Genomic DNA, 26,622 nt, shown 5'->3' with positions numbered 1-26,622 from the left:
CGGTGGTCCTCGCCGTCTCAGCGACCGTACGTGTCGTCGCAGATCGTCGATTCGGGGCTGCCGGGCCGCCAGCCGCCGTACTTCCTGCCCAGGGCACAGACGTGGCCGGGGCCCTGCGGGACCTGCTTCCCGGCGTGCCGGTGCGCGGAGTTCGGGAGGTCCGGGACGTCCGGGACGTTCGCCCGGGGCGCCGTCGAGGGGCGGGACCCCGGGCGCCGGGGCGGCTGCTGCGGGCGCTGTCGCTCGGGCCGGGGCTCGGTCCGGGGTGCGGCGGAGCGGGCGGCGGGTGCGGCGGCGGCCGGGGTCGGGGGCTGCGACTCAGGGGTGGAGCGGGTCCGCCGTGGGGACGGTCCGACGAGTTCCAGGGCTTCCAGGGCCGGTGCCTGCACGATCTGCGGTGCAGCCCGCCCGCTCGGATACGCCGCGGGAGGCGGGGACGGCGCGGCCGACGGCCCGGGCGGCCCCGGCCGCGCGGGTGGCTGCGGGACCGTCGTACAGCCGGTGAGGGCCGACACGGCCACGGTGACCAGGAGGGTTGCGGTGGTCGTCGTTCGATGCACCCGCGCAACAATGGTGGGTCCGGTCCGCCGGGGGGACGACGGACGAGCGGGCGTTCCGCCGTACGGGTGAACTCCCTCCCCGTGAGCGGGGTTCCCGTGGCGCGAGGGTGACGTCTCGGCCGGTGCCCGGTCAGCCGCCCAGCATTCCGTTCAGCAGTTCCCGCAGCCCTGCCCGTACCTCCTCCAGGGAGGGGACCCGGTCGTTGAACGAGCCCGCCGCGCAGGAGAACATCAGCCCGTCCGCCCACGCGACCAGTGACAGGACGTGCCGCTCCGGGGCCGTGGACCCCATCGCCGTCACGAGCACCGCGAGCTGTTCGCGGAAGCGGGCGCCCGTCGCGTCGTAGAAGGCGCGCAGTTCGGGGCGGCGCGTGGCTTCCAGGGCGAGTTCGTAGCGCGCGACCAGCAGATCGCGGTGGTCGGTGAGGGAGCGGTGCACCGCCAGCGACAGCCCGTCCACGACGGAGTCGAGTCCGCCGCGCGGGTCCGGCATCTCGTGCAGGCCGAGGATCCGCGCCTCCCGGTCCGCGTGCCGGCGTACCGCCAGCTCCAGCAGCGCCTGCCGGGTGCGCGCCACATTGGAGGTGGAGCCCTGGGGCAGCCCCGCCGCCTCGTCGACCGCCCGGTGGGTCAGCCCGCGCATCCCGCGCTGGGCGAGCAGGGCGAGGGCGGTGTCGGCGACGAGGTCGGCACGTGACATGGAGATCAATCTACCGTCCGGCTTCCCGCGCTCACTACGGCCGTAGTAGGGTCGGGGCGAGCCCGGTACTACAGATGTAGTCACAAGGAGGAGCCATGGCACAGCCCACGCGTGCCGTCGTGATCGGCGGTGGCATCGGCGGCCTCACCGCGGCCGTCGCCCTGCACCGCAGCGGCCGGCAGGTCACCGTCCTCGAACGGGCCCGCTCGCTGGAGCCCGTCGGCGCCGCCATCTCGCTGGCCCCCAACGCCCTGCGCGCCCTGGACGTCATCGGCCTCGGCGACACCATCCGCGACCTCGCCGCCTGGCAGGGCGACGGCGGCCTGCGCACCCCGTCCGGCCGCTGGCTGTCCCGCTCCAGCGCCGCCGCGGCCCAGCGGCGCTTCGGCGGCCCCCTGGTGCTCCTGCACCGCGCCACCCTCATCGACCACCTCGCCGCGCTCCTGCCCGAGGGCACGGTCCGCACCGCCTGCGAGGCCACCCTCGCCGACCCCGGCGACGCCCACCGCCCCGCCCGCGTGACCACCCCCGACGGCGAGCTGGAGGCCGACCTGGTGGTGGGCGCCGACGGCATCCACTCCGCCGTACGCCGCACCCTCTTCCCCGAGCACCCGGGGCCCGTCTACTCCGGCTTCACCACCTGGCGGGTGGTCATCCCGGTCCCGGGCGTGCGGTTCGCCTCCCACGAGACCTGGGGCCGGGGCCGCATCTGGGGCACGCACCCGCTCAAGGACGGCCGGGTCTACGCGTACGCCGCCGCCGTCACCCCCGCCGGCGGACGCGGCCCCGACGAGCGGGCCGAACTGCTGCGCAGCTACGGCGACTGGCACGACCCGATCCCCGCCGTGCTCGCCGCCGCGCGCCCCGAGGACGTCCTGCGCCACGACGTGTACCACCTCGCCGAGCCGCTGCCCGCCTACCACCGCGGCCGGGTCGCCCTCCTCGGCGACGCCGCGCACGCCATGCCGCCGACCCTCGGCCAGGGCGGCAACCAGGCCATCGAGGACGCCATCGTCCTCGCCTTCTCCCTGGCTCTCGGCTCCGCTCGGGCAGGGGGGACCACCATCGCCGACGACCTCGCCGGATACTCGGCCGCCCGCCTCCCGCGTACGACGGCGATCGCGCGCCAGGCCGTCAGGGTCGCCCGGCTGAACATGACCCGCAACCGCGCGGTGATGGCCGTCCGCAACACGGCCATCGCCGCCCTCTCCCTGGCCGGCCCCGCGCTCGTCCTGCGCGGCTTCGACGGGATCGCCGACTGGCGGCCTCCGCAGCCCCCGTATGCTTCGGTCGAGGCCAACGAGGCCAACGAGGCCAACGAGGCCAACGAGGCGGACGCAGGCACGCGGTAGGGGAGAGCACGTGAAGGTCGGTTGCATCGGGCTCGGGGACATCGCGCAGAAGGCGTACCTGCCGGTGCTCGGATTCCTGCCCGGGGTCGAACTGCACCTCCAGACCCGTACGCCCGCCACGCTCGCCCGCGTCGCCGACAGCCTGCACCTGCCCGCCGGACAGCGCCACGCCGACCTCGACGCGCTCCTCGCCCAGGGCCTCGACGCGGCCTTCGTGCACGCGCCCACCGCCGTCCACCCGGAGATCGTCACTCGGCTGCTGGAGGCGGGCGTACCGACGTACGTCGACAAGCCGCTCGCCTACGAACTCGCCGACTCCGAGCGGCTGGTCGCGCTCGCCGAGGAGCGCGGCGTGAGCCTCGCCGTCGGCTTCAACCGGCGCCACGCGCCCGCCTACGCGCAGTGCGCGGACCATCCGCGCGAGCTGATCCTGATGCAGAAGAACCGCGTCGGGCTGCCGGAAGAGCCGCGCTCGATGATCCTCGACGACTTCATCCACGTCGTGGACACCCTGCGCTTCCTGGTGCCCGGGCCGGTCGAAGACGTCACCGTGCGGGCCAGGGCCGAAGGCGGGCTGCTCCACCACGTGGTGCTCCAGCTCGCCGGGGACGGCTTCACCGCGCTCGGTGTGATGAACCGGCTCAGCGGCTCCAACGAGGAGATCCTCGAGGTGTCCGGGCAGGACACCAAGCGGCAGGTGATCAACCTCGCCGAGGTGATCGACCACAAGGGTCAGCCGACCGTGCGGCGGCGCGGCGACTGGGTGCCGGTCGCCCGGCAGCGCGGCATCGAGCAGGCCGTCCTCGGCTTCCTCGACGCCGTCCGCGCGGGCAAGGTGCTCAGCGCCCGGGACGCGCTGGCGACTCACGAACTGTGCGAGCGGGTGGTACGCGCGGTCCAGGAGCGCTCCGCCTGACCGCCCCCGCCCCCTCGGCGACCGCCCACCCCGCGAGCACCAGCAGCGCCCCGTACACCGGCCAGGCGCCGAAGCGGACGTACAGCGTCGTCCCGGCGGCCAGTGGCACCTCGTAGACCTCGGCGACGCTCTCGTCCGTGCCCAGCCAGGAGCCGATCCGCTCTCCTCCGGGGCCGTGGACCGCGGACATGCCGGTCAGCGTCGCGTGCACCATCGGGCGGCCGGTCTCCGCGGCGCGCAGCGCGGCCAGTGAGGCGTGCTGCGCCGGCGCCCAGCTCTGCTGGAACGTCGAGGTCGCCGACTGGGCGATCAGCACGTCCGCACCGGAGCGGGCGAGGCTGCGGCTCATGTCGGGGAACGCCGACTCGAAGCACACCATCGGGCCCACCCGCAGACCGCCGCCGACGTCCATGACCACCTGCCGGGAGCCGCGCCGCCGGTCCTCGCCGGCCGCCTCGCCGACGGACGTGGCCCAGCCGAGCAGCGAACGCGCGGGGATGTACTCGCCGAACGGGACGAGCCGCATCTTGTCGTACCGGTCGCCGGTCAGGCCGCCGGGGCCGACCAGCACCGAACTCTTGTAGATGCCGGGCCGGTCCGAGCGCCGGGCGTCCACGTTGACCAGGACCGGCGTGTCCGTCAGACGGGACAGCTCCGCGAGCCGCTTCGCCAGGTCGGGACGGGCCGCCAGATCGTAGCCGACGCTGCTCTCGCCCCAGACGATCAGGTCCAGGTCCTGTCCGGCCAGTTGCCGGGTCAGCTGCTCCTGATGGTCGAACCGCTTGCCGGGGCCGTCGATCACCCCCGGCTGCACGACCGCCACCCGCACCTCCCCGCGCACCTCCGGGCGGGGCGACCAGGACCAGGCCGTCGCGGTGACCGCCGCTGCGGCCAGCAGCCCGGCCACCGCGGGCACCCGTGCGGCGCGCACCGCGATCAGCACCGCGACGGCCGTGTTGACGGCCACCAGCAGGAAGCTCAGCAGCCACACCCCGCCCACCGAGGCCAGCCGCAGCGCGGGGTCCACCTGCCACTGACTGGCGCCCAGCATCCCCCAGGGCCCGCCGAGGCCCTGCCAGGACCGCACCAGCTCCACCGCCAGCCAGGCCGAGGGCAGCACGGCCAGGGCGGCAGCGACCCGGCCCGGCGTGGGGACTCCGCCCAGGAAGCGGCGCACCAGCCAGCCCCAGGGCGCCCACAGCACGCCGAGCAGCGCCGCGATGACGAACGTGAACACGTGCAGGTTCGGCAGCAGCCAGTGGTGCACGGCCAGCGTGAACCCGAACCCGCCCCACCAGCCGTCGTACAGCGCCCGCCGGCCCGTCGGCGCGGTCCGGGCCAGCAGGATCCACGGCACCAGCGCCACGGGGGCGAACCACCACAGGGCCGGTCCGGGGAAGGCGAGCATGGGCAGCGCGCCCGCCGCCGCGGCGACCACGGAACGCCGCCACGGGGAGACGAACCACTGACCGGACGTGTTCATACGGCGCCTCCCTGCCGGTGGAACCAGTGTGCGCGCTGCGGACGATCTCGGTACAGGGGGCGTCGGATCAGCCGGCCCCCGTAGTCCCGGTGCCCTTGGGGGAGCGGCGCCACATCTCCCGCACGACCACCTCGCGCAGCCGCCAGCCGTCGTGGGTCCGCAGCAGGCCGAAGGAGTACCGGCCGCCGCAGAACAGGTCGGGCGGCCCCGAGGCACCCTCGGGGGCGGTGAGGCCCATCGGGGCGACGTAGTCGGCCTGGACCCGGGCCGTGTCGCCGGTGTCCCGCTCCAGGACGTCGAAGCGCACCCGGCGGTTGACGATCAGATGCTGGCGCACCGGGAACTCCCGCAGACTCTCGGCGAGCCAGACGGCGACCTTCCGTGCCTCGCCCTCGATCCCGCCGGCCGAGCGGTAGTCCGCCCGTCCGTCCGGGGTGAACAGTTCTCGGTACGCCTCCCAGTCGCCGTCGTCCACGGCCACGGCATAGTCGGTGATCAGTCCGTCCACGGCCAGCCGGTCCATCACGGTCGCGAGCTCCGCACGCTGCGTCATCGGCTCAGTCTCGGGCCCGGGACCGGTCTCGCCAAGAGGGCGTGCGGGCGGCGATATTCGGTGGCTCCGAGCGGGTGGTGCGGGCGAGGGTGGGGGCGTGAACGATCAGTATGACGAACGTCGGTATGAGGAGCGGCCGGATCAGGAGCCCCGGTTCCGGGTCAGGGCCCGGCACACCGAGTCCACCCTCACCGTCTATCAGGCCTACCGTCCGGAGATCGGGCGGGTCGCCGCCCGTACCGGCCGCTTCCCGGCCGCCTGGAAGCGCGACCGGATGACCTGGATCAAGCCGTCCTTCCTGTGGATGATGTACCGCTGCGGCTGGGGCACCAAGGAGAACCAGGAGACCGTCCTCGCCGTCGAGATCACCCGCGAGGGCTTCCTCTGGGCGCTGCGCCACTCCTGCCTCTCCCACTATGTCCCCGCCCTCCACTCCGACCAGGCCACCTGGAAGCGGCAGCTGCGGCAGGCCCCCGCCCGCGTGCAGTGGGACCCCGAGCGCGACGTCCACTTCACGGCACTGCCGCACCGGTCGCTGCAGCTGGGGCTCGCGGGGGAGGCGGCGGCCCGGTACGCGGACGAGTGGATCGTCGGCATCGAGGACGTGACCCCGCTCGCCACGGAGATCCACGGACTGGTGCGGGCGGGGCGGCTGGACGAGGCTGCCGGGCTGCTGCCGGCGGAGCGGCCGTATCCACTGGACGAGGAGGTGCTGGCGCACCTGCGGGGCTAGGGGGTGTCTCGTCGATCAGGCCGGATCAGCGAGCGGGGTCTGGTGCGTGCAGCTGCAAGGCGGAGGAGGGAGTCGAAGCGTTGGGGGTGCCCCCGCGCGAGCGCAGCCGAGCGTGGGGGATTCGGCGAGTGACGACAACGCGGCAGATGCGCGTGCCAGGGCCCGCGACGTCGGCTTGATCCAAACGACACAGGCCTTGGCTCGGCGCACTCGGCGGGCGTGGCCGCTGGGTGGCCGCATGCGCCGTGCCCGCGGTGTCAGGCCGCTTCGATGATCTCGCCCCGCACGGCGGCGGCCCATTCGACCACCAGCAGCTCGTACTCCTCGCGCTCCTGAGCCGACAGGGTGCCGCCCGCGCGCAGCCACAGCGCGCGGATCTGCTCGTTCACCTCTGCCGCAGAGCGCACGGAACCAGGGGCACCGGAATCTGGGGACATGCGGGCAAGCCTAGGCGGTAGCACTGACACTGCGCTACCGCACGGCTACTCGATTCGTATGGAGTCCGTCACGAGCGCGGATTCGGCCGCGTGCGGGCGGGCATCGCCGGCGGTCAGCCGGCCTGTGCTGTCGGCCGGAGCTCGTGGACGCTGCCTGTCAGGGTGCCGTCCTGCTGTTCGTAGTGGGAGAGGGCGAGGCCGAGGCCGAAGAAGGTGGGGGCCCATTCGCCGACGAAGATGCCCCATCGGTCGGCTCGGGCGACGCCGGTGCCAGGTTCGGCGTTGAGGCTGGCGGCCCAGGCGACGACGGTGAGGCCGATGGAGGCGAAGGCGGCCATGTAGGCGTGTTCGCTGCGGACGCCCATGTCGTGCATCTTCTTGATGATCATCAGATGGTCTCCGTCCTGTGGGGGGTCGTGTTCGGAGTAACCAACGTGATCCACCCTATTCGCCCTTTATGTGCATTTTGCCGCTGCGCTATACCTCGAGCGATCCGGTCCGGCGCGATCTCGTCACGGCCCTGCTGTGAGCGCGCCCCCTGAGTCCAGCCATGCGAGAAGGCCCCTGCGGAGCGATGCCGCCGGGGCCTTCTGGTGTCTCCGGTGGGAGCGCGGGAGACGAGTGGGAGATGATCGAGGAAGGGGACCGGATCAGTGGGCCGATTCGCCGGCGTGCGGGCTGATCACACCCATCATGACCAGCGCAATCAGCACCACACCGAGCACCAGCCGGTACCAGACGAACGGCATGAAGCTCTTGGTGGAGATGAACTTCATGAACCACGCGATGACCGCGTACCCGGTCCCGAAAGCGATGATCGTCGCGAAGATCGTCGGCCCCCAGGACACATGGCCGCCCTCCATCGCGTCCTTGAGTTCGAACAGGCCGGAGGCCAGCACCGCCGGGATGGCGAGCAGGAAGGAGTAGCGGGCCGCGGCCTCGCGCTGGTAGCCCATGAACAGGCCGCCGCTGATGGTCGCGCCGGAGCGGGAGACGCCCGGGATGAGGGCGGCGGCCTGGCACAGGCCGAAGATCAGGCCGTCCCGTACGCCGAGGTCCTGGAGGCCCTTGCGCTGCTTGACCGCGCGGTGCCGGCCGCCCGTCTCGTCGCGGGCCGCCAGCCGGTCGGCGATGCCGATGATCACGCCGACCACGATCAGCATGGTCGCGGTGAGCCGCAGATCACGGAACGGACCCTCGATCTGGTCCTTGAGCGTGACACCGAGCACGCCGATCGGAATGGAGCCGACGATCACCAGCCAGCCCATCTGGGCGTCGTGATCCTTGCGCCATGCCTTGTCGTACAGGGATCGCCACCACGCGGTGACGATCCGGCCGATGTCCTGGCGGAAGTAGATCAGCACGGCGGTCTCCGTGCCGATCTGGGTGATCGCCGTGAAGGCGGCGCCCGGGTCCTCCCAGCCCGAGAAGGCTGCGGTCAGCCGCAGGTGCGCGCTGGAGGACACGGGGAGGAACTCGGTCAGCCCCTGGACGAGTCCGAGGATGAGTGATTCGAACCAAGACATGGAAGTTAAGGAGTCCAAGTGCCGATCGTGGAACGGACGACGGACACGTCCTTGCCTCCGCGCGCGGTGATGACGGGCACGCCGGGCCCGCGCGCGCGGTGATCAGGTGTGTCGAGGGGCAGCGTAGCGTCCCGGGATGAAGAGTCCGACACAGGGGTTTCGAAGCGGACCGGCCGCCATCGGTCCGTGATCGGTCCGGTGATCGGCTGGGCGATCGGTCCAGCGATCGGTCCGGTGATCGGTCCGGTGATCGGTCCAGTGACGATTCGGTGATCGGTTCCGTGATCGGTTCGTGGTGTTGACCGGTCGGTGTGCGGGCACCTACGTTGCCGGGCGAGGGAAAGCGCTTGCTATCGCGGTGCTGTCCTGACCCGCCACCCCGGAGGAGTGCTGATCAGATCCATGCCCACGTCCGCTTCCCTCGTCGGCCGCCCCGTCCGCGCCGCCGTCATCGGCACCGGCGCCATCGCCCGCGGCGAGCATCTGCCCGCCCTCGCCCGGCTCGCCGAGGAGGGCGAGACGGAGGTGGTCGCGGCGGTCGACATCGACGCGGCGGCCGTCGAGGCGTTCTGTGCGGAGGGCGGGATCCCGCACCCGTACACCGACCTGGAGCGGATGCTCCGCGAGCAGCGCCCCGATCTCGTCTGCATCTGCACCCCGCCGACCCTGCACCGCGAGCAGACCGTGGCCGCGCTGCGCGCCGGGGCGTGGGTGTGGTGCGAGAAGCCGCCCGTGCCCTCGCTCGCCGACTTCGACGCCGTCGAGGCGGAGGAGGGCACGGACGGCGGCCCGTACGCCGCGATCGTCTTCCAGCACCGCTTCGGGTCCGGTGCCGCCCACGTCCGCCGGCTGCTCGCCGAGGGCGCCCTCGGCCGGCCGCTGGTGGCGCACTGCCAGACCACCTGGTACCGCGACACCGCCTACTACGCCGTGCCCTGGCGCGGGCGCTGGCGGTCGGAGGGCGGTGGACCGGCGATGGGACACGGCATCCACCAGATGGACCTGCTGCTCGACGTGCTCGGCCCATGGAGCGAGGTCCGCGCCATGGCCGGGCGGCTGGTGCACGACGTGGAGACCGAGGACGTCTCGACCGCGCTGGTGCGCTTCGAGAGCGGGGCGCTGGCCACCGTGGTCAACAGCGTGCTCAGCCCCGACGAGGTCAGCCGGATCCGCGTCGACTGCGAACGCGCCACCATCGAGCTGACCCATCTGTACGGCTACACCAACGCCTCCTGGCGGATCACCCCGGCGCCGGACGTGCCCGAGGCGGAGGCCGCGGCCTGGCGGGACTTCGGGGCGGACGTCCCCAGTTCGCACCTGGCCCAGCTGCGGGAGCTGGTCGCCAGCATGCGCGCGGGGGAGCGGCCCCGCAGCAGCGGCGCGGACGGGCGCAAGAGCCTGGAGCTGGTGACCGCGCTGTACAGGTCGGCGTTCACGGACACCACCGTGCGGCGGCGCGAGATCGGCCCCGGCGACCCGTACTACACCGAGCTGCACGGCGGCGCACCCGGCTGGGCGCCCGGCGTCGCCGAGACCGCCTCGCCCACCGCGGCGGACGGCGGCGCGTCCGACGAGAGCCAGGAGGTGCCCGCATGACCGCGCCGCGGCTCACCCACACCCACGGCGACCGCGTCACCGTCACCGAACCGGAGACCGGCGTCGAACTCCTCGCCTACGTCTACCGGCCCGAGGCGGCCTGGGAGGCCCCGAAGCCGTATCTCCACCCCCTGCGCACCCTGTCCGGCGCCGTCGTCACCGACTACCGGCCCAACGACCACCGCTGGCACAAGGGCCTGCAGATGACGGCCTCGCACCTGTCCGGGGCGAACCTGTGGGGCGGCAACTCGTACGTCCACGGCCAGGGGTACCTGGCGCTGCCCGAGCGGGTCGGCTCGATGGCGCACGTGGCGTTCGACGAGGTGGCCGCGGACGGCGACCGGGTCGTCATCGCCGAGCGGCTGACCTGGCATCCGCACACCGGGGAGCTGTGGGCCGAGGAGCGGCGGCGGATCGAGGTGCACGACGTCGACCCGGCGGGCGGCTCGTGGGCGCTGACCTGGACGAGCGCCATCACCAACCGGCGGAGCGAACCTCTGCTGTTCGGCAGCCCGACCACCGCCGGGCGGGAGATGGCCGGTTACACCGGCCTGTTCTGGCGCGGCCCGCGCGCCTTCCGGGGCGGCCGTATCACCGGCCCCGACGGCGAGGGGCCCGGCCTGATGGGCCGGCAGGCCCCCTGGCTCGCCTACTCCGGGGAGCACGACGGCGTGGACGGCCACGCCACGCTGGTCTTCGCGCACGCCCCGGAGAACGACCACGCGGGGGCGCGCGGGGCCCACCCCGCCCACTGGTTCGTCCGCAACGATCCGTTCGCGGCCGTCGCCCCGTCCTGGGCGTTCTTCGACGAGCTGGAGCTGGTGCCCGGCGACACCCTCACCCGCCGCTACCGGGTCGTGGTGGCCGACGGCGCCTGGGAGCGGGAGGAGATCGCCCGGTACCTGGACGCGCACCCGTGGTGAACGCCGGCGCCTTCCAGGGGCTGCCCGGCGGGGTCGCCGTCTCCGGTCTCTCGGTGTACGACTGGCCGGCCGCGGACGGGTTCCGCGGCGGCACGCCCCACCTGCACCTGGTCTGTTCGGAGGGGTACGTCGTCACCGGCGGGCGCGGGGCCGTGCACACGCTCACGGCCTCCGGCCCCGAGGTCACGCCGCTCGCCCCCGGGACGGTCGCCTGGTTCACGCCCGGCACCATCCACCGGCTCGTCAACGACGGCGGGCTGCGTATCACGGTCCTCATGCAGAACAGCGGTCTGCCCGAGGCGGGGGACGCGGTGCTCACGCTGCCCCCGCGCCACCTGGCCGACCCCGAGACGTACGCCGCCGCGACCGCGATCCCGGCCGACGCGCCGGAGGCCGAACAGGAGCGGATCGCCCGCGCCCGGCGCGACCTGGCGCTGGAGGGCTACCGCGCGCTGCGCGCGGGCGGCCCCGAGGCGCTGGCCGCCTTCCACCGGGCCGCCGCCGCGCTGGTACGGCCCCGGATCGCGGAGTGGCGGGCCCGCTGGGAGCGCGGTGCGGCAGCCGCCGCCGCGGCCACCGGGGACCAGCTGGACCGCCTGGAGCAGGGTGACGCCCCCCACCTCGCCGACGCCGTCGTACGGGCGGAAAAGCCTTCCGCGCGGGGGCGGTTCGGGATGTGCGGGCGACTGGACGTCTACGGACCGGGGACGACGGGGACCGCCGGGTTCCCGGACCGGGCTTGATCTTCTTCGCGGCCGGCCCGGTCAGGCCGCCGTCGGCCCCGCCACCGTCCACCCCGGGGACTGGGGGTGCGGGGTCAGGTCCTGGTGGTGGACGGTCTCGCCGCAGGCCTGGCAGGTGACCACCGGGACCAGTTCGTGGCCGCAGGCGTGCTCGTTGACCATGGGCCGGTCGCCCTCGGGGCGGAGGTGGCGGTTGCCCCATTCCATGAGGGTCAGCAGGACGGGGACCAGCTCCAGGCCCGCCTGGGTGGGCCGGTACTCGAAGCGCTGCGGGCGTTCGCTGTAGGCCCGCTTGGTGAGGACCCCGGCGTCGACGAGCCGGCGCAGCCGGGTGGCCAGGACGTCGCGCGGGGCGCCGATGTTGCGCACCAACTGGTCGAAGCGGCCGTTGCCGAGACACACCTCCCGCACGACGAGCAGGGAGTACTTCTCGCCGACGAGCGTCAGGGCGTCGGCGATCGAGCAGGGACGCGGGTCTTTGCTGGCGGCCATGAGAAGAAGTCTAGGGGAGGGTTTGTTTTTCCAACTCACCCGGCTATGGTGAGTTCGGATTTCCTACTCACTGGTAATCGAGCCGGTGGGGCGGCCGGCGCGTCCGCCGGTCCTCGCCACGGCGGCCAAGGAGGCCCGCAACATGCGTGACGCAGTCATCGTCGAAGCCGTACGCACCCCGATAGGCAAGGGCAAGCCCAACGGCTCCCTCGCGCACGTCCACCCCGTCGAAGTCCTCGCCCACACCCTGCGCACCCTCGTCGAGCGCTCCGGCGTCGACCCCGCGCGGATCGACGACGTCATCGGCGGCACCGTCGACCAGGTCGGCGAGCAGGCCATGAACACCACCCGCTACGCCGTGCTGTCCGCGGGCTTCCCCGAGTCGGTCCCCGCGACCACCGTGGACCGCCAGTGCGGCTCCTCCCAGCAGGCCGTCCACTTCGCCGCCCAGGGCGTCATGTCCGGCGCGTACGACCTCGCCGTCGCCTGCGGTGTGGAGTCCATGAGCCGGGTGCCCATGTGGTCCAACGTGCCGCCCGGCGCGGACCCCTTCGGGCCCGGCGTCGCCGAGCGCTACCCCGACGGCCTCGTCCCCCAGGGCATCAGCGCCGAACTGATCGCGGCCAAGTGGTCGCTCACCCGCGAGCAGATGGACGCGTTCGCCGTTTCCTCGCACCACAAGGCGGCCCACGCCTGGGAACAGGGTCTCTTCGACGCCGAGGTCGCACCCCTGGACGGCGTCGCGCGCGACGAGTGCGTACGGCCGTCCAGCACCCCGGAGACCCTGGCCGGGCTCAAGAGCGCCTACTACGACCCCGGCTTCGCCGAGCGGTTCCCGCAGATCGAGTGGAACATCACCGCGGGCAACGCCAGCCCGATCAACGATGGCGCCTCCGCCGTGCTCGTCACGACCAGCGAGACGGCCGCCCGCCTCGGCCTGCGCCCCCTCGCCCGGCTGCACAGCTTCGCCGTCACCGGCTCCGACCCGCTGCTGATGCTCACCGGCGTCATCCCGGCCACCGAGAAGGTGCTGCGCAGGGCGAACCTCACCCTCGACGACATCGACCTGTTCGAGGTCAACGAGGCGTTCGCCAGCGTGGTCCTCGCCTGGCAGCAGGAGACCGGCGCCGACCCGGCCAAGATCAACGTGCACGGCGGGGCCATCGCCCTCGGCCACCCGCTCGGCGCCAGCGGCACCCGGCTGACCACCACACTCGTCCACGCGATGCGGGCCCGCGGCGCCCGCTACGCCCTGCAGACCATGTGCGAGGCGGGCGGCCTCGCCAACGCGATGATCCTCGAAGGGATCTGACGGCTCAGCGGCCCCGCAGGTGGTGGCGCTTGCGCCAGGCCACCACCGCACCGGCCAGCGCCGGTACGGCGATACACGCCATGGCGATCAGGAACGCCGGCGACGTCGGCGCCGAGGCACGCGCCCCGGCCACGACGTACGCGGCGGTGTTCGGCACCGAACCGAGCGCCGTCGCGAGCAGGAACGGCAGCCAGCCCATCCGGGACACCGCCGCGCAGTAGTTCGCCGCCGAGAACGGCACCCCGGGGAACAGCCGCACCGCCAGCATCGAGCGGAAGCCGTGCCGGCTCAGCTGACCGTCCACGGCCGTCAGCACCCGGCCCCGCAGCAGCGGACGCAACGCGTCCTGTCCCAGCACCCGGCCCAGCCCGAAGGCCAGCCCCGCGCCGAGCACCGTACCCCCCACCGCCGCGCCCAGCCCCAGCTGCGAGCCGAACAGCGCGCCCGCCGCCAGGTTCAGCAGCGGCCGGGGCACGAACGCCACCGTGCACAGGCCGTACGCCACCGCGAACACCAGCGCCGCCGCCGCACCGCCGAGCTGCGGCGGCCAGCCGTGCGCGAGCAGCCGCTGCGGCTCGAACAGCAGCACGCACGACGCGGCCCCGGCGAGCAGCGCGACCAGCAGCGCGAAACGAGACCAGGGGGAGAGCAGCAGTCGCGCGCAGCGCGCGGGGAAACCGGCGCGCGCGGGAACGGCGACGGCGAGGTCGGAGGGACCGGCGAGGGCGGTGGCCCGCGGAGAGGCCGTGGCGGTGCCGCCAGAGCGCGTGGTGGCATCGAGCACGTGACCCCCTAGAGAACACCGACTTCGGGGCATCATAGGCGGAGGCCCCACAAGGAGGCCGCAACGCGCTCCGGATCCCGGAACGGCCCCGCCTCCCTTCGACACTCTCATACGCACCGGGCGGCTCCCCGGAGCAGTGGGAGCAGCTTCACCGGCCCCGGGCGCCGCGTCACGGCTGTACCGGGTCGGCCCGGTGCCGGGCGCGCCGTATCGTCGCCACCGCGCCGAGCAGCGCGCCGACGGCGAGGACGACCAGGCCCCGCAGCCACACCTGCCCCTCGATCTGGGTGGCGAGCAGGACGCAGGAGGCCGCGCCCAGCACCGGCAGCGCGGTCGGGGCCCGGAAGTGCGGTTCCGTGCCGCGATCGCGGCGCAGGACCAGCGCGGCGACGTTGACCATGAGGAAGACCACCAGCAGCAGGAGGACCAGAGTCGACGCCAGGACGGCGACGCTGCCGGTCAGCGCGAGGGCCATGGCCGGCGCGGTGGTGGCGGCGATGGCGGCCCAGGGCGTGCGCCGGCCCGGCAGCACCTTGGCCAGGGGCGAGGGGAGCAGGCCGTCGCGCGCCATGCCGAAGGCGAGTCGGGACGCCATGATGCCGGTGAGCAGGGCGCCGTTGGCGACGGCGACGAGCGCGATGGCGCTGAAGAGCAGCAGGGGCACCCCGCCCGCTTCCTTGACGACCTCCAGGAGCGGGCCGCTGGACGAGGCGAGCCGGTCCGTCGGCACGGCCGCCGAGGCGGCGAGGCCCACCAGCACGTAGACGGCCCCGGCGGTGGCCAGCGCGCCGAACAGGGCGCGCGGGTAGGAGCGGCGGGGATCACGAGTCTCCTCGGCGACGTTCACGGACGTCTCGAAGCCGACGAAGGAGTAGTACGCGAGGACGGAGCCGCTGAGGACGGCGGCGGCGGCCCCCTTTTCCGGGGTGCCGAGCCGGGTGAGCCGTCCGGGGTCGCCGTCGCCGCGCAGCAGCAGCCACGCGCCGAGGGCGACGACGATCAGCAGCCCGCCGACCTCGATGGCGGTGGCGACGACGTTCGCGCGCATGGACTCCTTGATGCCGCGCGCGTTGAGCAGGGCCAGCAGGGCGAGGAACACCACCGCGACCAGGCCCACGGGCAGGGTCACGAAGGCCGCCAGGTAGTCGCCGCCGAAGCCGCGCGCCAGGGCGGCGACGGAGACGATGCCGGCGGCGAGCATGCAGAAGCCCGCGAGGAAGCCGGCGAACGGGCCGAACGCCCGCGTGGCGTAGTGGGCGGCTCCGCCGGCCCGCTGGTACTTCGTGGCCAGCTCGGCATAGGAGGCCGCGGTCAGCATGGCCAGCAGCAGGGCGACGGCCAGCGGCACCCAGACGGCGCCGCCCGCCTCCGCGGCGACCTGTCCGACCAGCACGTACACCCCGGCGCCCAGGACGTCCCCGAGGATGAAGAAGTACAGCAGGGGGGTGGTCAGGGCCTTCCTGAGAGCCGGGCCGCCCGAGGGGGCCGTCGGCTGCTGCTCTCTCACCGTCGACATGTCGACTCGTGTCCCCCGCGACACGGGAGTCACGCATGACGCTCCGTGCACGGGCAGGCGCGTACGGGCGTGTCGCCCTACCGCTTCACGCCTGGGCGGAGTTCGGCCGTGCCGCCGGAGCGAAAGCCGCGCGGTAGGCGGTGGGGGTCGTTCCGAGGGTGCGCCGGAAGTGCAGCCGGAGGTTCGAAGAGCTGCCCAGACCGCACCGGTCGGCGATGTGGTCGACAGTGAGTTCGGAGCTCTCCAGCAGTTCCCGGGCGCGGTCGAGTCGGGCGGCGAGCAGCCACTGCAGGGGCGTCGTGCCGGTCTCGGCGACGAACCGGCGGGCGAAGGTCCGCGGTGCCATGTGCGCGTGGGCGGCGAGCCGTGGGACCGTCAGGGGTTCGTGCAGACGGGAGAGGGCCCACGCGCGGGTGGGCGCGAGGGTGACGCCGTACGGATCCGGGGCCAGCGGCCGTTTGATGTACTGGGCCTGCCCGCCGTCGCGGTGGGGAGCGGAGACCAGGGCCCGCGCCACCTCGTTCGCCGTCCGGGAGCCGAGGTCGCGTCGTACCAGGTGCAGGCACAGGTCGATGCCGGCGGCGACCCCCGCCGAGGTCAGCACCCGCCCCTCGTCGACGTAGAGCACGCGCGGGTCCACCGACACCCTCGGATACCGCGCCGCCAGTTCGTCGGCGTGCTTCCAGTGGGTGGTGACCTTGAGGCCGTCCAGGATCCCGGCCGCCCCCAGCGCGAACGCCCCCGTGCAGATGGACACCAGCCGCCGCCCTCGGGCATGCGCCGCCGCCAGCGCGGCGAGCACGTCCGCCGGCGGCTCCCGCAGATGCGGCGCGTACCCCGGGACCACCACGGTGTCCGCGCCGCGCACCGCCTCCAGGCCGGCCTGCACCGTCACGGCGAACCCCGCCGCGGTCGGGACCGGCCCCGCGGTCCGGCCGCACAGCGTCAGTTCATACGGATCACCGGGCACGCCGTTGAAGACCTGGGCCGGGATGCCGAGGTCCAGGGGCAGCACGCCGTCCATGACCAGGACCGCCACTCGATGCGGCGCGTTGGAGGTGGCGGTTTCCTCACGCATGGAGGCAAGTCTGCCACTGTCACGGGCAGTTGCCGCGACCGATCATCGATGCCATGAACGACGTGACGATCACCGGCGTCCCGCCGCTGCCCGACACTCCCGTCGCCCGCCGCGCGCTGGCCCTGGTACGGGAGACGGAGTCCACCGCGACCGCCAACCACAGTGTCCGCAGCGCGCTGTTCGCCCGCCTGCGCGCCGAACACCAGGGGGCCGAGCCGGGGCGTGACTACGACCCGGAGCTGTTGTTCCTGGCCTGCGTCCTGCACGACATCGGCCTGACCCGGGCGGGCGACCGCCACCAGCGGTTCGAGGTGGACGGCGCCGACACGGCCGCGGAGTTCCTCACCGCGCAGGGTGTGCCCACCGCCGACGTCGACGCCGTGTGGGAGGCCATCGCCCTGCACACGACGCCGGGCATCGCCGAGCGTCGCGGCATCCTGTGCGCCCTGGTGCACCAGGGAACCGGCATGGATTTCGGCTGGGACACCGACTGCGTCGACGACGCCACCGGGCCGCGATCCACGCCGCCTATCCGCGGCTGTCCATGGCGACCACGCTCACCGACGAGATCGTCGCCCAGGCACGGCACCGCCCGGAGAAGGCCCCGCCTTTCTCCGTCGCGGCCGAACTCCTGCGGGAGAGGTCCGTGCCGCCGCACAGAACGCGGATGGAGACGATGGCCGAGGCCGCGCGCTGGGGCAACTGAGCCTCCTCGCCGCCGAGCTCTCCGCGCCCGGCCGGTGCCGACGAGCCTCTCCCGCACCCGCACCCGTGACCGATCGAATCGAACCGATCGCACCGATCGCACCGATCGAGAAATGGAGTACCGACCGAGATGAACCGCCGTACGCTCCTGCACGCCACCAGCGCACTCGGCGCCGCGGCGCTGACGGTCGGCGCCGCCGGCCGGGCCGACGCCGCCACCCGGGCCGATGCCGCGGCCCCCGCGGCTCCCCGGCGCGACCGTCCCTTACGCGTACACGTCGTCATGTTCGACGGCGTGGAGGAACTCGACTTCTCCGCCCCGTACGAGGTGTTCTCCGCCTCCGGCCACTTCGCCGACCGGGAGGTCGAGGTCCGCTATGTCACGCTCGACGGTCCGCGTACCGTCGAGGCCGCCTACGGCACCAGGCTGCGCGTCGGCCACGGATGGGCGCCCGAGGAGGCGGACCTCCTCGTCGTCCCCGGCGGCGGCTACGCGCGCCGCGAGGACCCCGGTGTGTGGGCCGAGATCCGGCGAGGGTCCCTGCCCCGGGCCCTGGCCGCCGCGACCCGCCCGGGCCTGACCGTCAGCGCCCTGTGCACGGGCGTGATGCTGCTCTCCGCCGCCGGGCTGACCCGGGGGCGCCCCTGCACCACCCACCACCGGGCGCGGGCCGACCTGGAGCGGCAGGGCGGCGTGCTGAAGAGCGCCCGCGTGGTCGACGACGGTGACCTGGTCACCGCCGGAGGGGTGACCTCCGGGCTGGATCTCGCCCTGTGGCTGGTCCGCCGGGAACTCGGCGCGGACGCCGCGGTCGGTCTGGAAGAGATGCTGGAGTACGAGGCCCGCGGCACGGTGTGGACAGCCCGAAGCGGCCGGTGAGCGGCTTCTGATCCATGGCGGTGTGCCGCCGGCGAGGCGAGAGAAGCGACGTTCCGATGCCGTATGCGGTTCAGGCCGCATCCAGTGAGGCGTGGATCCGGCCGACGGCACGCAGGATCTCGGCTCGGTTCTTCCCTCGTTTGATCCATGCGGGAAGGCGGGCCACCAACGTCATCTTCCGCCCGATGTCGTACCACGGTGCTCGTTCCCGCAGTGGCGCCTGGACGAAACGGCGGATCAGGTCGAGATGTTCGAGGTTGTACGCCCACAACCACCCATGCCGAGTCTCGACCTGAAGCCACAGCGGCATACCGAAATACGGATCCGTCGCGGGTTGAGCTGTGCCGCCGCAGAGCGCGACACGACGGCCGCTCCACACCCGCGACAGTCCGCAACTACGGCAGACCAGACGCCGCGGCCTGAACAACAGCCGCCCCCCGGAGCCGGAATCTCCGGGCGCGGGAACGACACGAGCGGCCCTCGCACAACCGGGGCATCGCACAAGGATCGAGCCGATGAAGTCGTACTCCGTACTGCGCGGATCCCGGAAGCGATTGGAGAGCGATGCCATGCGCCGAGTGTGCATCTGCCCCGCAGGGCGGCGCATCCCGATTCGAACGACGATTGGAGCTCTGAACGCCTTCTGCAGTTTCTCGCTCATCTGCCCGTCGATTTCGGGACGGTCGCGGTGTTCTTCTGCCAGAACGACCCCGGCATGTGCGACGACTGGGACGCCACCGGCGGCGCGAACGGCGCCTTCGTGTTCAGTGGTCACCTGACGGCGGCCACCGTCCCCGCCGAAGGCGAGACGCTGCTCGGTGCGGTCACCGCTTTGCGTCCGCACCCAGCCGACGTCCCGACCGCGGAGCCCGTTCTGGGGCGGCTGGGTGGTGAACCCGACTGGATGCAAGGTGACGAGACGCCTGACTGTTCCTCCTGCATGGCCCGTATGACATTCACGGCCGAGCTGGAAGAGGGAACCGACTTCGCAACCTCCGCCAACTTCGGCGGAGGTGGCCGCGGTTACATCTTTCACTGCCGGCCCTGCAGCGAGGCAGCCTTCCTCTGGCAGCGCTGAAGACGTGAGGCGTCTCCTGCGTCCGCCAGACATCGACCAGGTCATCGCGAGGCGTTCACCGGGCGCGGAACGAGATGCTGCCGTTTTCGTCGACGTGGACAGCCCAGTCAGCCCACTCGAAGCAGTCACGATCCTGCCACGGGCGTCGTCGAACGCCGCGGCGCCGACGGCCGGGGCGCAGTCTGCGGGGCGGCTCGCTCGGCCTGCGTACGGCGATCGGCCTGGCCGGCGTACTCCCGTCGGCCACTCCACTGCCGTGCCCCCGGAGAAGCGGACAGGGCCCGCCTTGGAGGGGGGGCCTCGCCGGAGCGGTTCGGTCATGCGCCGGGCCGCCGCCTCGGCTCCCGAGGCACCTGGCGGGCCTGCCTCATGGCTGCCGCGCCTCTCTCCGGCTGGTCGCCTTCAGGGCGTCGCGCAGCCGTCGGAGTTCGTCGGCGGGCCGTCCGAGGCCGTTGAGCTGGAGCCGGGCCGCCTCGGTGCGCGCGTCGGGATGCACGGTGTAGGCCACGTTCAGGGCCTGCTGCACCATCCACTGGTCGTAGGCCAGGAGCCGGCCCGCGTACGCCCTGACGTCCACGAGGTCGGGCTCGGTGATCGGCAGCTCTGCCAGCCGGACGCGCAAGCGGTGAAACCCCGAGAGGGCGCGTGCGCACTCCCGGGCGGTCTGCCCGGCGGCGCCGTCCGGCGCACCGCACGCCGCGACCGCCGTGTCCGCGGACCTCAGCGAGGCCACGCTCTCGTCCAGCACCGTCAGCAGCACCTGCACCTGGGCGGAGCGCGGTATCCGGGCGTCACGTGCGCGATCACCGCGCCGGAGGTGGTGCACGACGCGGCGGCAGCGGGCGGTCGTCGCCACACGACCGGACCGGACGAGCGCACCGAACGCTGACATGGCCCCTCCACACGACCGCACACCGGCACGGCGTTCGTCCTTCAGTGTGCGCCTCGACGAGCCTCGGGGCGAGGTGGTCGTGTCGCCGTCCCGTGCAGGAGTACGGCCCTGTCCAGGCCCTCAGCCGTGGACGGGGCGAAAAGGGGCGTTCGCAGGGTGTCGGCCAGGCCGCTGGTTCCGAGCACTCGTCGGTGGGTTTCCGCCGCTTCGGGCTTCGGGGCTGGCGTGGTCGTCCTCCTGTACGTCGCGGTAGTTTGCTGACCAGGAACCCCTCCATGCGGAGGCTCTTCTCCACGATGCCCGCGTGGTCGAAGCGCGGCGGCGGCGCGTCGGGGTTGTTGTACTGGCTGACGGTGCCGATGCGGAGGATGCGGCCGAACTCGCGCAGTGCTCCCACCGCGGCGGCCAGTCGGGGCCCGCCGACGTTGTCGACGAACACGTCGATGCCGTGCGGTGCGGCCGAGACGAACAGGTCCTCACCCTTCTGGAGGCGACCGTCGAGGCCGAGGACGACGGAGCGGTGCTCTCGTTGGTGAGCGGGGGTCACGGAATGGCCACCAGGCCCGCGCTCTCCTTGATCGGAGCACCGGACGCGGTCGGGATCGCCGATCTCGGCCCCCGTCGCCCCACACGGCCAGGTCGGCTACGTCACCACGTCCCAGCCGGCCGGCTCCGCTGTCGTGCGTGCCTTCGTGGGGGCGGCGGTGCGGGCAACGGTCGCGGGGGAGATGAGCTTCCTGGCTGCGAACCTCGATGAGGTCGAGGGCCTGACCCGGGTGCGGAGTGCCTGACCTGGGTGTGCTCCGTGGCGGACCGCTGCGGCACGGTCGGCCCGTCCGGCCACGACCGGCAGGAAATTCATTCGACGCCGGACGGGGCGTCGGCGATGATCGACGGCATGTTCCGGTACGCCTTCCTCCTCGCAGCATCCGCGGTCGCGGATGCGCCGAAGGCTGCCGTGCCCGTCTTCCTGGCCGCCGTCGACGGCGCCCGAAGCTGACCCTCCCCGGATCGTCCGGCGGACCCCGCAGGGGGAGGGTCGGCAGGTCCCTGGGGTCCTCCTCCCGCTTCCCGCCGGCTGTCCGGCGCAGCGGAGACTTCTTCGCAACAGACTTCGAGGTACCGCCATGTCCAAGACGGCGTACGTCCGCACCAAACCGCATCTCAACATCGGCACCATGGGTCATGTCGACCACGGCAAGACCACCCTGACCGCCGCCATTACCAAGGTCCTCGCCGAGCGCGGCACCGGCACCTTCGTGCCGTTCGACCGCATCGACCGCGCCCCGGAGGAGGCCGCGCGCGGCATCACCATCAACATCGCGCACGTCGAGTACGAGACCGACACCCGGCACTACGCGCACGTCGACATGCCCGGCCACGCCGACTACGTGAAGAACATGGTCACCGGCGCCGCGCAGCTCGACGGGGCGATCCTCGTCGTCTCCGCGCTCGACGGGATCATGCCGCAGACCGCCGAGCACGTGCTGCTCGCCCGTCAGGTGGGCGTCGACCACGTGGTGGTGGCGCTGAACAAGGCGGACGCGGCCGACGAGGAGCTGGTGGAACTCGTCGAGCTGGAGGTCCGCGACCTGCTCACCGCGCACGGCTACGGCGGCGACGCCGTCCCCGTCGTCCGTGTCTCGGGTCTGCGGGCCCTGGAGGGCGACCCGCGGTGGACGGCGTCCATCGAGGCGCTGCTCGACGCGGTGGACACCTATGTGCCCATGCCGGAGCGGTATCTGGACGCGCCGTTCCTGCTGCCGGTGGAGAACGTGCTGACCATCACCGGTCGCGGCACCGTCGTCACCGGCGCCGTCGAGCGCGGCACCGTCCGCCTCGGCGACCGGGTCGAGGTGCTGGGCGCCGGACTGGAGTCCGTCGTCACCGGTCTCGAGACCTTCGGCAAGCCGATGGAGGAGGCGCAAGCCGGTGACAACGTGGCACTGCTGCTGCGCGGGGTGCCGCGCGACGCGGTACGCCGCGGCCATGTCGTCGCGGCGCCCGGCAGCGTCACGCCCAGCAGCCGCTTCACGGCCCAGGTGTACGTGCTGTCGGCCCGCGAGGGCGGCCGTGCGACACCGGTGGCGACCGGGTACCGCCCGCAGTTCTACATCCGTACGGCGGACGTGGTCGGCGCCGTCGACCTCGGTACGGCGGCCGTCGCCCGGCCCGGCGACACCGTCACCATGACCGTCGAGCTGGGCCGCGAGGTGCCGCTCGAGCCCGGCCTCGGCTTCGCGATCCGCGAGGGCGGACGCACGGTCGGCGCGGGCACGGTGACCTCGGTCGGCTGAGGGGCGGGGCCCGGCTCCCGCGCTCGGGGTCTCGGTGAGGCCCCGGGAGGGGAGACGGGCCCCTGGTCCGTAGCAACCGGCCACGCCCGGGTACCCGTACCGGCGCACGCGGAGGAGGTCGCTCGGGTGCGGGACCGCCGACGACCGAGTCGCCCGGGTTCCCCCTGGTGCGCCTGATCTGCGCCCTTGTGAGGGCTTTGGGCATCGCCGACCGTGGTGTACAGGCGGGTTGCACAAGCCATGACAGGGGGCGACATGGGGCGCGGGGGCCGAGGGGCGGCGGGCCGGCTGCTGCTGGAGGCGGCGGTCGTGATGGAACGCACGGTGGCGGGCAGGCGGGCGGCGGCCCGCTGGCATCGGCGCCGGAACGCGGTACTGCGCACCGCCGGCCGCCTGGGCGTACCGGTCGAGATGCTGGCGGCGCGGCTGGGTCTCTCGGAACGGCGGGTACGGAAGGCGCTGCACGAGCGGAGGCCGCCCGCCCCGGAGAAGGCCTCGGGGGAGCGGGCGGCGAGGGGGACGGCCTCGGCGGGTCAGGCGTTGCCGGAGTCGGCCTCGGCCGGGCCGGACTCAGCGCAGGAAGCATCGGCGCAGGCGGCTTCCGCGCCGGAGGACTCCGCGGGGCAGGCCGCGTGAGCGTGGGCGGGCGGCGGGCCGGTCCGTCCGGCACGGGCACAATGGAGCCGTGAACGAGCCCATACCCGTCAGCCGGTCCGTCGACCAGGGAACCGCCAAGCTGATGCCCGACGTGGACCGGGAGCGGGCCTGGCTGCTCACCGTGGACGGGGCACCGCAGTCGTACGTCGACCTCGACGAGCCGACCCATCTGGAGTTCGAGTACGCACGGCGCCTCGGGCATGTGCTGGACACCGTCGCCGAGCCGGGGCTGCCGCTGGACGTGCTGCACCTCGGCGGCGGGGCGCTGACGCTGCCGCGCTATCTGGCGGCGACCCGGCCTGGCTCCCGGCAGGACGTCGTCGAGGCCGACCGGGTGCTGCTCGACCTGGTCGTCGAGCAGCTGCCGCTCCCGGCCGGCGCCGGCATCGCGCTGCACGCGGGGGACGCGCGCGCCTGGCTGGCGGACGCCCCCGACGACAGCGCGGACGTCCTCGTGGCCGACGTCTTCGGCGGCTCACGGGTACCCGCGCACCTGACGTCCCTGACCTACGCCCGCGAGGCCGAGCGGGTGCTGCGCGAGGTCGGTGTCTATGTGGCGAACCTCGCCGACGCCGCGCCGTTCGCCTTCCTCCGCTCCCAACTCGCCACGTTCGCCGAGCTGTTCGAGGAGCTGGTGCTCATCGCGGAACCGGCCGTGCTGCGTGGCCGTCGCTTCGGCAACGCCGTGCTCGTCGCCGCCCACCGACCGGTGGACATCGCCGCGCTGGCCCGGCTCACCGCCGCGGACGTCTTCCCCGCCCGGGTCGAACACGGGCCCGCGCTGCGGGCGTTCATCGGCGATGCCCGACCGGTGCGGGACGAGGAGGCCGTTCCGTCACCCGTGCCCCCCGACGGGGCGTTCGGCATCGGCTGAGCCGCTGTCCGCGCCGGGCACGGTCACCGGGGCCTGGGCCGCGACCTCCTTGGTGCGGCGCCGCAGGTTGCGCACGTCCGGGACGAGCAGCACCGCCGCCGTGACCACCACGACCAGCGTCGCGCACCCCCACAGCGCCGGGGTGCGCCCGAACGTCTGCTCCGCGGGCCCGGCCAGCGCCATCGCCAGCGGCATCAGCGCCACCGAGCCGAACCAGTCGTAGGCCGAGACCCGGGAGAGCTTGTCCTCGGGGATCTCCTGGTGCAGGGCGGTCATCCAGGAGACGCCGAACACCTCCAGCGTCACCCCGGTCACGAACATCACCGCGCACAGCACCCCGGCCGGCACCGGCACGGCGAGCGCCGCGGACGGCAGGGCCAGCGGGAAGACGCACAGTGTGCCCGCGAGCAGTAGCCGACGTGGCTTCCAGCGGGTCATCAGCAGCGCGCCGACGACCGTGCCCGCGCCGAAGAAGCCGAGCGCCAGGCCCCAGGGGGCGGGGCCGCCGAGGTGGTCGCGGGCGACCAGCGGGCCGTAGACCGCGTCGGCGGCGCCGACCACCGCGTTGGCGATCGAGAACTGCACGACGATGCCCCACAGCCACGGCCGGCCGGCGAACTCCCGCCAGCCCTCGCGCAGATCGGCGAGCAGCCCGCCGCCCGGCGCGCGCGGCGGGACACCGCTGACGTCGAGGAAGGAGCGCAGCGCGGCGGCGACGGCGAAGGCCGCCGCGTCCGCGGCGAGCACCCAGCCCGGTCCGATCGCGGCGACCATCGCGCCGCCCAGGGCCGCGCCGCCGAGCGCAGCGCCCTGCATGGCCATCCGGAACACCGCGAACGCCCGCCCGGCCTGTTCGCCCCGCACGGAGGAGAGCAGCATGCCCTCGGCCGCCGGGCTGAAGAACGCCTGGCCGGTGCCGTTCAGGGCGGTGAGCAGCATCATCTGCCACAACTGCGGATCGCCGGTGAGCACGAGCAGGGCGAACAGGCCCTGCGAGACGCAGTTGAGGACGTTCGCCGCGACCATCACCCGGTGGCGCGGCAGCCGGTCCGCGAGCGCGCCGCCGATCAGCAGGAAGAGCACCAGCGGCAGGGTGCGCGCGGCGGCGACCAGTCCCACGTCGCCGCCGTCGCCACCGGCCTCGAGCACGGCGAACGCGGCGGCGATCAGGGCGCCGTGGCTGCCGAGGTGGGTGACGACCGCGGCGGCGGTCAGCAGGCTGTAGTTGCGGCCCGCCCAAGCGGGCCTGCGCGGGGCGGGTCTGCGCGGGGCGGGTCTGCGCCCGGAGGGCTTGCGCCCGGCGGGTCTGTCCGGGCGGCGCCCGGGGGCGGCGGGATCGGCGGCGGAGTTCACCGGGTGACTATCACCGCCCGGGGCCCGACTTGCCAAACCGGATTTCCGCCGCCCATCGGCGCAGGTCAGCTCTCCGCCGGCGCCCCGTCAGCTCTCCGTGGGCTCACCGTGCAGCCGGACGGTGCCGGCGATCTTCAGGATCGTCTCCTTCGAGACCTCCTTCTTCACGCCCTTGGCGCCGAAGAAGTTCCACGACACGTAGTTGCCCGCCGAGTTCTGGAAGCCGAATGTCATCGCCTTGCCGTCGGTCGCGCACTTGCTCTTGCCCTTGCGGGGCGAGTCCTTGGACTCGGCCCAGGCGATGCTGCCCTCGATGCCGGAGGCCGTCGTGAAGGGCTCGGCCTTCTCCTCGAAGACCACGCTCTTCTTGTCCGGCTGGGTGTAGCCGCCGTAGATCCACCAGGCGACGGTGTTGATCGCCACCTCGTCGGTGTTCTTCGCGCCGTCGGCGCCCTTGGTGCCCACCGCCGCGAGCGAGGTGTCCTCGGTGCGGCCGTCCTTGTTGGAGTCCGACGTGCACCACTTGGACTGGTAGACGGCGGTGCCGGTCATGGTGACGAGCGGCTTCAGCTCATCCGAGTTCTCCTCCTCGAACGCGATGAGCATCCCCGGGTTCTGCACCTCCCAGTCGGCCGGCACGTCGAACGCGACGCCCCACTTAGGGTTGACGACGACCTTCCAGCCCGCGATCGTCGGCTTTTCGGCCTCGCCGTCACGCGGGTTGTCGTCGGTCCCGGAGGCCGTGGCGGTGGGTTCCGCGGTCGGCGTGGGCGACTGGCTGGTCTTCGCCTTCGAGCCGCCGTCGGCCTGGTCGTCCTTGTCCCCGCCGAGGACCAGGAATCCGGTCACGCCGGCCGCGATGACCACGGCCGTGGCCGCCACGATCGCGACCAGTTTCGTGCGGTTGCCGCCGCCACCGCCGCCGCCCGCGACGGTCGCCGGCTGCGGGGCGCCCACGGGTGCGGGGGTGTTCCACTGCGGCTGCTGCTGGTACGGGTTGGGGTGCTGGTAGCCGGGCTGCTGGTAAGGATTCGGCTGCTGCTGGTACCCCGGCTGCTGGTACGGGTTGTTCTGCCCCTGCGGGTTCTGCTCGCCCCCGGGCTGCTGCTGTCCTGGCCACATGAGCGGTAACCCTAGTGGTGTCCACGACACGATTCGGTCACCACCCCTCGTCAGGGCCGT

29 protein-coding genes and 1 pseudogene are annotated in these 26,622 nt (G+C 73.2%); 15 read left to right on the top strand and 15 right to left on the bottom strand.

What is annotated here, in order from left to right; translation table 11 throughout:
* Nucleotides 1–17 precede the first annotated feature (17 nt).
* Nucleotides 18–560, bottom strand: a complete 543-nt coding sequence (locus ACIG0D_RS20425; protein ID WP_399802641.1) for a hypothetical protein — start codon at nt 558–560, stop codon at nt 18–20.
* Nucleotides 561–690: 130 nt separating this feature from the next.
* Nucleotides 691–1,260 carry a TetR/AcrR family transcriptional regulator gene (locus ACIG0D_RS20420; protein WP_399802638.1) on the bottom strand — a complete coding sequence of 190 codons (570 nt, stop codon included), beginning with the start codon at nt 1,258–1,260 and terminating at the stop codon, nt 691–693.
* 95 nt (nt 1,261–1,355) lie between these two features.
* Between ACIG0D_RS20420 and ACIG0D_RS20415 the strand changes: the two genes are divergently transcribed.
* Together ACIG0D_RS20415 and ACIG0D_RS20410 are read left to right on the top strand one after the other, a co-directional pair.
* Complete coding sequence (locus tag ACIG0D_RS20415; protein WP_399802635.1) at nt 1,356–2,612, top strand: FAD-dependent monooxygenase; 1,257 nt, start codon at nt 1,356–1,358, stop codon at nt 2,610–2,612.
* 10 nt (nt 2,613–2,622) lie between these two features.
* Complete coding sequence (locus ACIG0D_RS20410) at nt 2,623–3,528, top strand: Gfo/Idh/MocA family protein (protein WP_399802632.1); 906 nt, start codon at nt 2,623–2,625, stop codon at nt 3,526–3,528.
* On the opposite strand, the gene lnt is transcribed toward ACIG0D_RS20410, so the two are convergent.
* Together lnt and ACIG0D_RS20400 are read right to left on the bottom strand one after the other, a co-directional pair.
* Nucleotides 3,452–5,011: an apolipoprotein N-acyltransferase gene (lnt, locus tag ACIG0D_RS20405; RefSeq protein ID WP_399802630.1), complete on the bottom strand. Its 1,560-nt coding sequence runs from the start codon at nt 5,009–5,011 to the stop codon at nt 3,452–3,454. The genes ACIG0D_RS20410 and lnt overlap by 77 nt on opposite strands.
* A gap of 67 nt (nt 5,012–5,078) precedes the next feature.
* A complete protein-coding gene (locus ACIG0D_RS20400; protein ID WP_399802627.1) occupies nt 5,079–5,564 on the bottom strand; it encodes a nuclear transport factor 2 family protein in 486 nt (161 codons plus the stop codon).
* Between the two features lie 97 nt (nt 5,565–5,661).
* On the opposite strand from ACIG0D_RS20400, the gene ACIG0D_RS20395 reads away from it, so the two are divergent.
* Nucleotides 5,662–6,297, top strand: coding sequence for a DUF4291 domain-containing protein (locus ACIG0D_RS20395; protein WP_399802624.1), 636 nt, complete (start codon nt 5,662–5,664; stop codon nt 6,295–6,297).
* Nucleotides 6,298–6,554: 257 nt separating this feature from the next.
* On the opposite strand, the gene ACIG0D_RS20390 is transcribed toward ACIG0D_RS20395, so the two are convergent.
* From ACIG0D_RS20390 to ACIG0D_RS20380, 3 genes are all read right to left on the bottom strand, one after another.
* Nucleotides 6,555–6,734, bottom strand: a complete 180-nt coding sequence (locus tag ACIG0D_RS20390) for a hypothetical protein (protein ID WP_399802621.1) — start codon at nt 6,732–6,734, stop codon at nt 6,555–6,557.
* A gap of 113 nt (nt 6,735–6,847) precedes the next feature.
* On the bottom strand, nt 6,848–7,123 hold the full coding sequence (locus tag ACIG0D_RS20385) for a hypothetical protein (protein ID WP_365761973.1): 276 nt from the start codon (nt 7,121–7,123) through the stop codon (nt 6,848–6,850).
* 261 nt (nt 7,124–7,384) lie between these two features.
* Entirely contained in the window at nt 7,385–8,260 is an 876-nt protein-coding gene (locus tag ACIG0D_RS20380) for an undecaprenyl-diphosphate phosphatase (protein ID WP_399802619.1), read from the bottom strand.
* A gap of 402 nt (nt 8,261–8,662) precedes the next feature.
* Between ACIG0D_RS20380 and ACIG0D_RS20375 the strand changes: the two genes are divergently transcribed.
* Genes ACIG0D_RS20375 through ACIG0D_RS20365 form a run of 3 tightly spaced genes read left to right on the top strand, consistent with a single transcriptional unit; the run spans nt 8,663 to nt 11,522 of the window.
* Nucleotides 8,663–9,856, top strand: coding sequence for a Gfo/Idh/MocA family protein (locus ACIG0D_RS20375; RefSeq protein ID WP_399802615.1), 1,194 nt, complete (start codon nt 8,663–8,665; stop codon nt 9,854–9,856).
* A complete protein-coding gene (locus ACIG0D_RS20370; protein WP_399802613.1) occupies nt 9,853–10,779 on the top strand; it encodes a PmoA family protein in 927 nt (308 codons plus the stop codon). Before ACIG0D_RS20375 ends, ACIG0D_RS20370 begins: the two co-directional genes overlap by 4 nt.
* Nucleotides 10,773–11,522 (top strand): cupin domain-containing protein, encoded by a 750-nt coding sequence (locus tag ACIG0D_RS20365; RefSeq protein WP_399802611.1) that lies wholly within the window; start codon nt 10,773–10,775, stop codon nt 11,520–11,522. Before ACIG0D_RS20370 ends, ACIG0D_RS20365 begins: the two co-directional genes overlap by 7 nt.
* 21 nt (nt 11,523–11,543) lie before the next feature.
* On the opposite strand, the gene ACIG0D_RS20360 is transcribed toward ACIG0D_RS20365, so the two are convergent.
* Nucleotides 11,544–12,014, bottom strand: a complete 471-nt coding sequence (locus ACIG0D_RS20360; RefSeq protein ID WP_399802608.1) for a winged helix-turn-helix transcriptional regulator — start codon at nt 12,012–12,014, stop codon at nt 11,544–11,546.
* Nucleotides 12,015–12,156: 142 nt separating this feature from the next.
* Here ACIG0D_RS20360 and ACIG0D_RS20355 point away from each other — a divergent pair, with 142 nt between their 5' ends.
* Entirely contained in the window at nt 12,157–13,326 is a 1,170-nt protein-coding gene (locus ACIG0D_RS20355; protein WP_399802606.1) for a thiolase family protein, read from the top strand.
* A gap of 4 nt (nt 13,327–13,330) precedes the next feature.
* Here the strand turns inward: ACIG0D_RS20355 and ACIG0D_RS20350 are convergent, their stop codons facing one another.
* The 3 genes from ACIG0D_RS20350 to ACIG0D_RS20340 all read right to left on the bottom strand — a co-directional run bounded on the left by ACIG0D_RS20350 (nt 13,331) and on the right by ACIG0D_RS20340 (nt 16,704).
* The gene (locus ACIG0D_RS20350) at nt 13,331–14,110 is read right to left on the bottom strand and encodes a TVP38/TMEM64 family protein (protein ID WP_399802603.1); all 780 of its coding nucleotides are present in this window, start codon (nt 14,108–14,110) and stop codon (nt 13,331–13,333) included.
* 169 nt (nt 14,111–14,279) lie between these two features.
* On the bottom strand, nt 14,280–15,626 hold the full coding sequence (locus ACIG0D_RS20345) for an APC family permease (RefSeq protein WP_399802601.1): 1,347 nt from the start codon (nt 15,624–15,626) through the stop codon (nt 14,280–14,282).
* Nucleotides 15,627–15,711: 85 nt separating this feature from the next.
* On the bottom strand, nt 15,712–16,704 hold the full coding sequence (locus ACIG0D_RS20340; RefSeq protein ID WP_399802598.1) for a GlxA family transcriptional regulator: 993 nt from the start codon (nt 16,702–16,704) through the stop codon (nt 15,712–15,714).
* Nucleotides 16,705–16,757: 53 nt separating this feature from the next.
* On the opposite strand from ACIG0D_RS20340, the gene ACIG0D_RS20335 reads away from it, so the two are divergent.
* A complete protein-coding gene (locus tag ACIG0D_RS20335; protein ID WP_399802596.1) occupies nt 16,758–17,543 on the top strand; it encodes an HD domain-containing protein in 786 nt (261 codons plus the stop codon).
* Nucleotides 17,540–18,289, top strand: coding sequence for a DJ-1/PfpI family protein (locus tag ACIG0D_RS20330; RefSeq protein WP_399802594.1), 750 nt, complete (start codon nt 17,540–17,542; stop codon nt 18,287–18,289). Before ACIG0D_RS20335 ends, ACIG0D_RS20330 begins: the two co-directional genes overlap by 4 nt.
* 70 nt (nt 18,290–18,359) lie before the next feature.
* Here ACIG0D_RS20330 and ACIG0D_RS20325 read toward each other — a convergent pair whose 3' ends face one another.
* On the bottom strand, nt 18,360–18,860 hold the full coding sequence (locus ACIG0D_RS20325; protein WP_399802592.1) for a hypothetical protein: 501 nt from the start codon (nt 18,858–18,860) through the stop codon (nt 18,360–18,362).
* A gap of 9 nt (nt 18,861–18,869) precedes the next feature.
* On the opposite strand from ACIG0D_RS20325, the gene ACIG0D_RS20320 reads away from it, so the two are divergent.
* Nucleotides 18,870–19,367 (top strand): hypothetical protein, encoded by a 498-nt coding sequence (locus ACIG0D_RS20320; protein ID WP_399802589.1) that lies wholly within the window; start codon nt 18,870–18,872, stop codon nt 19,365–19,367.
* Nucleotides 19,368–19,734: 367 nt separating this feature from the next.
* On the opposite strand, the gene ACIG0D_RS20315 is transcribed toward ACIG0D_RS20320, so the two are convergent.
* The gene (locus tag ACIG0D_RS20315; RefSeq protein ID WP_399802586.1) at nt 19,735–20,259 is read right to left on the bottom strand and encodes a hypothetical protein; all 525 of its coding nucleotides are present in this window, start codon (nt 20,257–20,259) and stop codon (nt 19,735–19,737) included.
* Nucleotides 20,260–20,749: 490 nt separating this feature from the next.
* On the opposite strand from ACIG0D_RS20315, the pseudogene ACIG0D_RS20310 reads away from it, so the two are divergent.
* The 5 genes and pseudogenes from ACIG0D_RS20310 to ACIG0D_RS20290 all read left to right on the top strand — a co-directional run.
* Nucleotides 20,750–21,050: pseudogene (locus ACIG0D_RS20310) on the top strand (hypothetical protein); the annotation flags it as partial.
* 14 nt (nt 21,051–21,064) lie between these two features.
* Nucleotides 21,065–21,259: a hypothetical protein gene (locus ACIG0D_RS20305; protein WP_399802759.1), complete on the top strand. Its 195-nt coding sequence runs from the start codon at nt 21,065–21,067 to the stop codon at nt 21,257–21,259.
* 127 nt (nt 21,260–21,386) lie between these two features.
* Complete coding sequence (gene tuf, locus ACIG0D_RS20300) at nt 21,387–22,556, top strand: elongation factor Tu (protein WP_399802584.1); 1,170 nt, start codon at nt 21,387–21,389, stop codon at nt 22,554–22,556.
* A gap of 255 nt (nt 22,557–22,811) precedes the next feature.
* Entirely contained in the window at nt 22,812–23,192 is a 381-nt protein-coding gene (locus ACIG0D_RS20295; protein WP_399802582.1) for a hypothetical protein, read from the top strand.
* Nucleotides 23,193–23,241: 49 nt separating this feature from the next.
* Nucleotides 23,242–24,087 carry a spermidine synthase gene (locus ACIG0D_RS20290; protein ID WP_399802580.1) on the top strand — a complete coding sequence of 282 codons (846 nt, stop codon included), beginning with the start codon at nt 23,242–23,244 and terminating at the stop codon, nt 24,085–24,087.
* On the opposite strand, the gene ACIG0D_RS20285 is transcribed toward ACIG0D_RS20290, so the two are convergent.
* Together ACIG0D_RS20285 and ACIG0D_RS20280 are read right to left on the bottom strand one after the other, a co-directional pair.
* On the bottom strand, nt 24,049–25,305 hold the full coding sequence (locus tag ACIG0D_RS20285; RefSeq protein ID WP_399802754.1) for an MFS transporter: 1,257 nt from the start codon (nt 25,303–25,305) through the stop codon (nt 24,049–24,051). The genes ACIG0D_RS20290 and ACIG0D_RS20285 overlap by 39 nt on opposite strands.
* Nucleotides 25,306–25,527: 222 nt before the next feature.
* Nucleotides 25,528–26,562, bottom strand: coding sequence for a hypothetical protein (locus ACIG0D_RS20280; protein ID WP_399802578.1), 1,035 nt, complete (start codon nt 26,560–26,562; stop codon nt 25,528–25,530).
* Between the last annotated feature and the right edge of the window lie 60 nt (nt 26,563–26,622).

This window comes from Streptomyces sp. NPDC052773 (genome assembly GCF_044547145.1).
In the GTDB taxonomy this organism is placed as follows: domain Bacteria; phylum Actinomycetota; class Actinomycetes; order Streptomycetales; family Streptomycetaceae; genus Streptomyces.
Note: the sequence above shows the minus strand (reverse complement) of the source record. Positions and strands in the feature narration are given on the sequence as shown.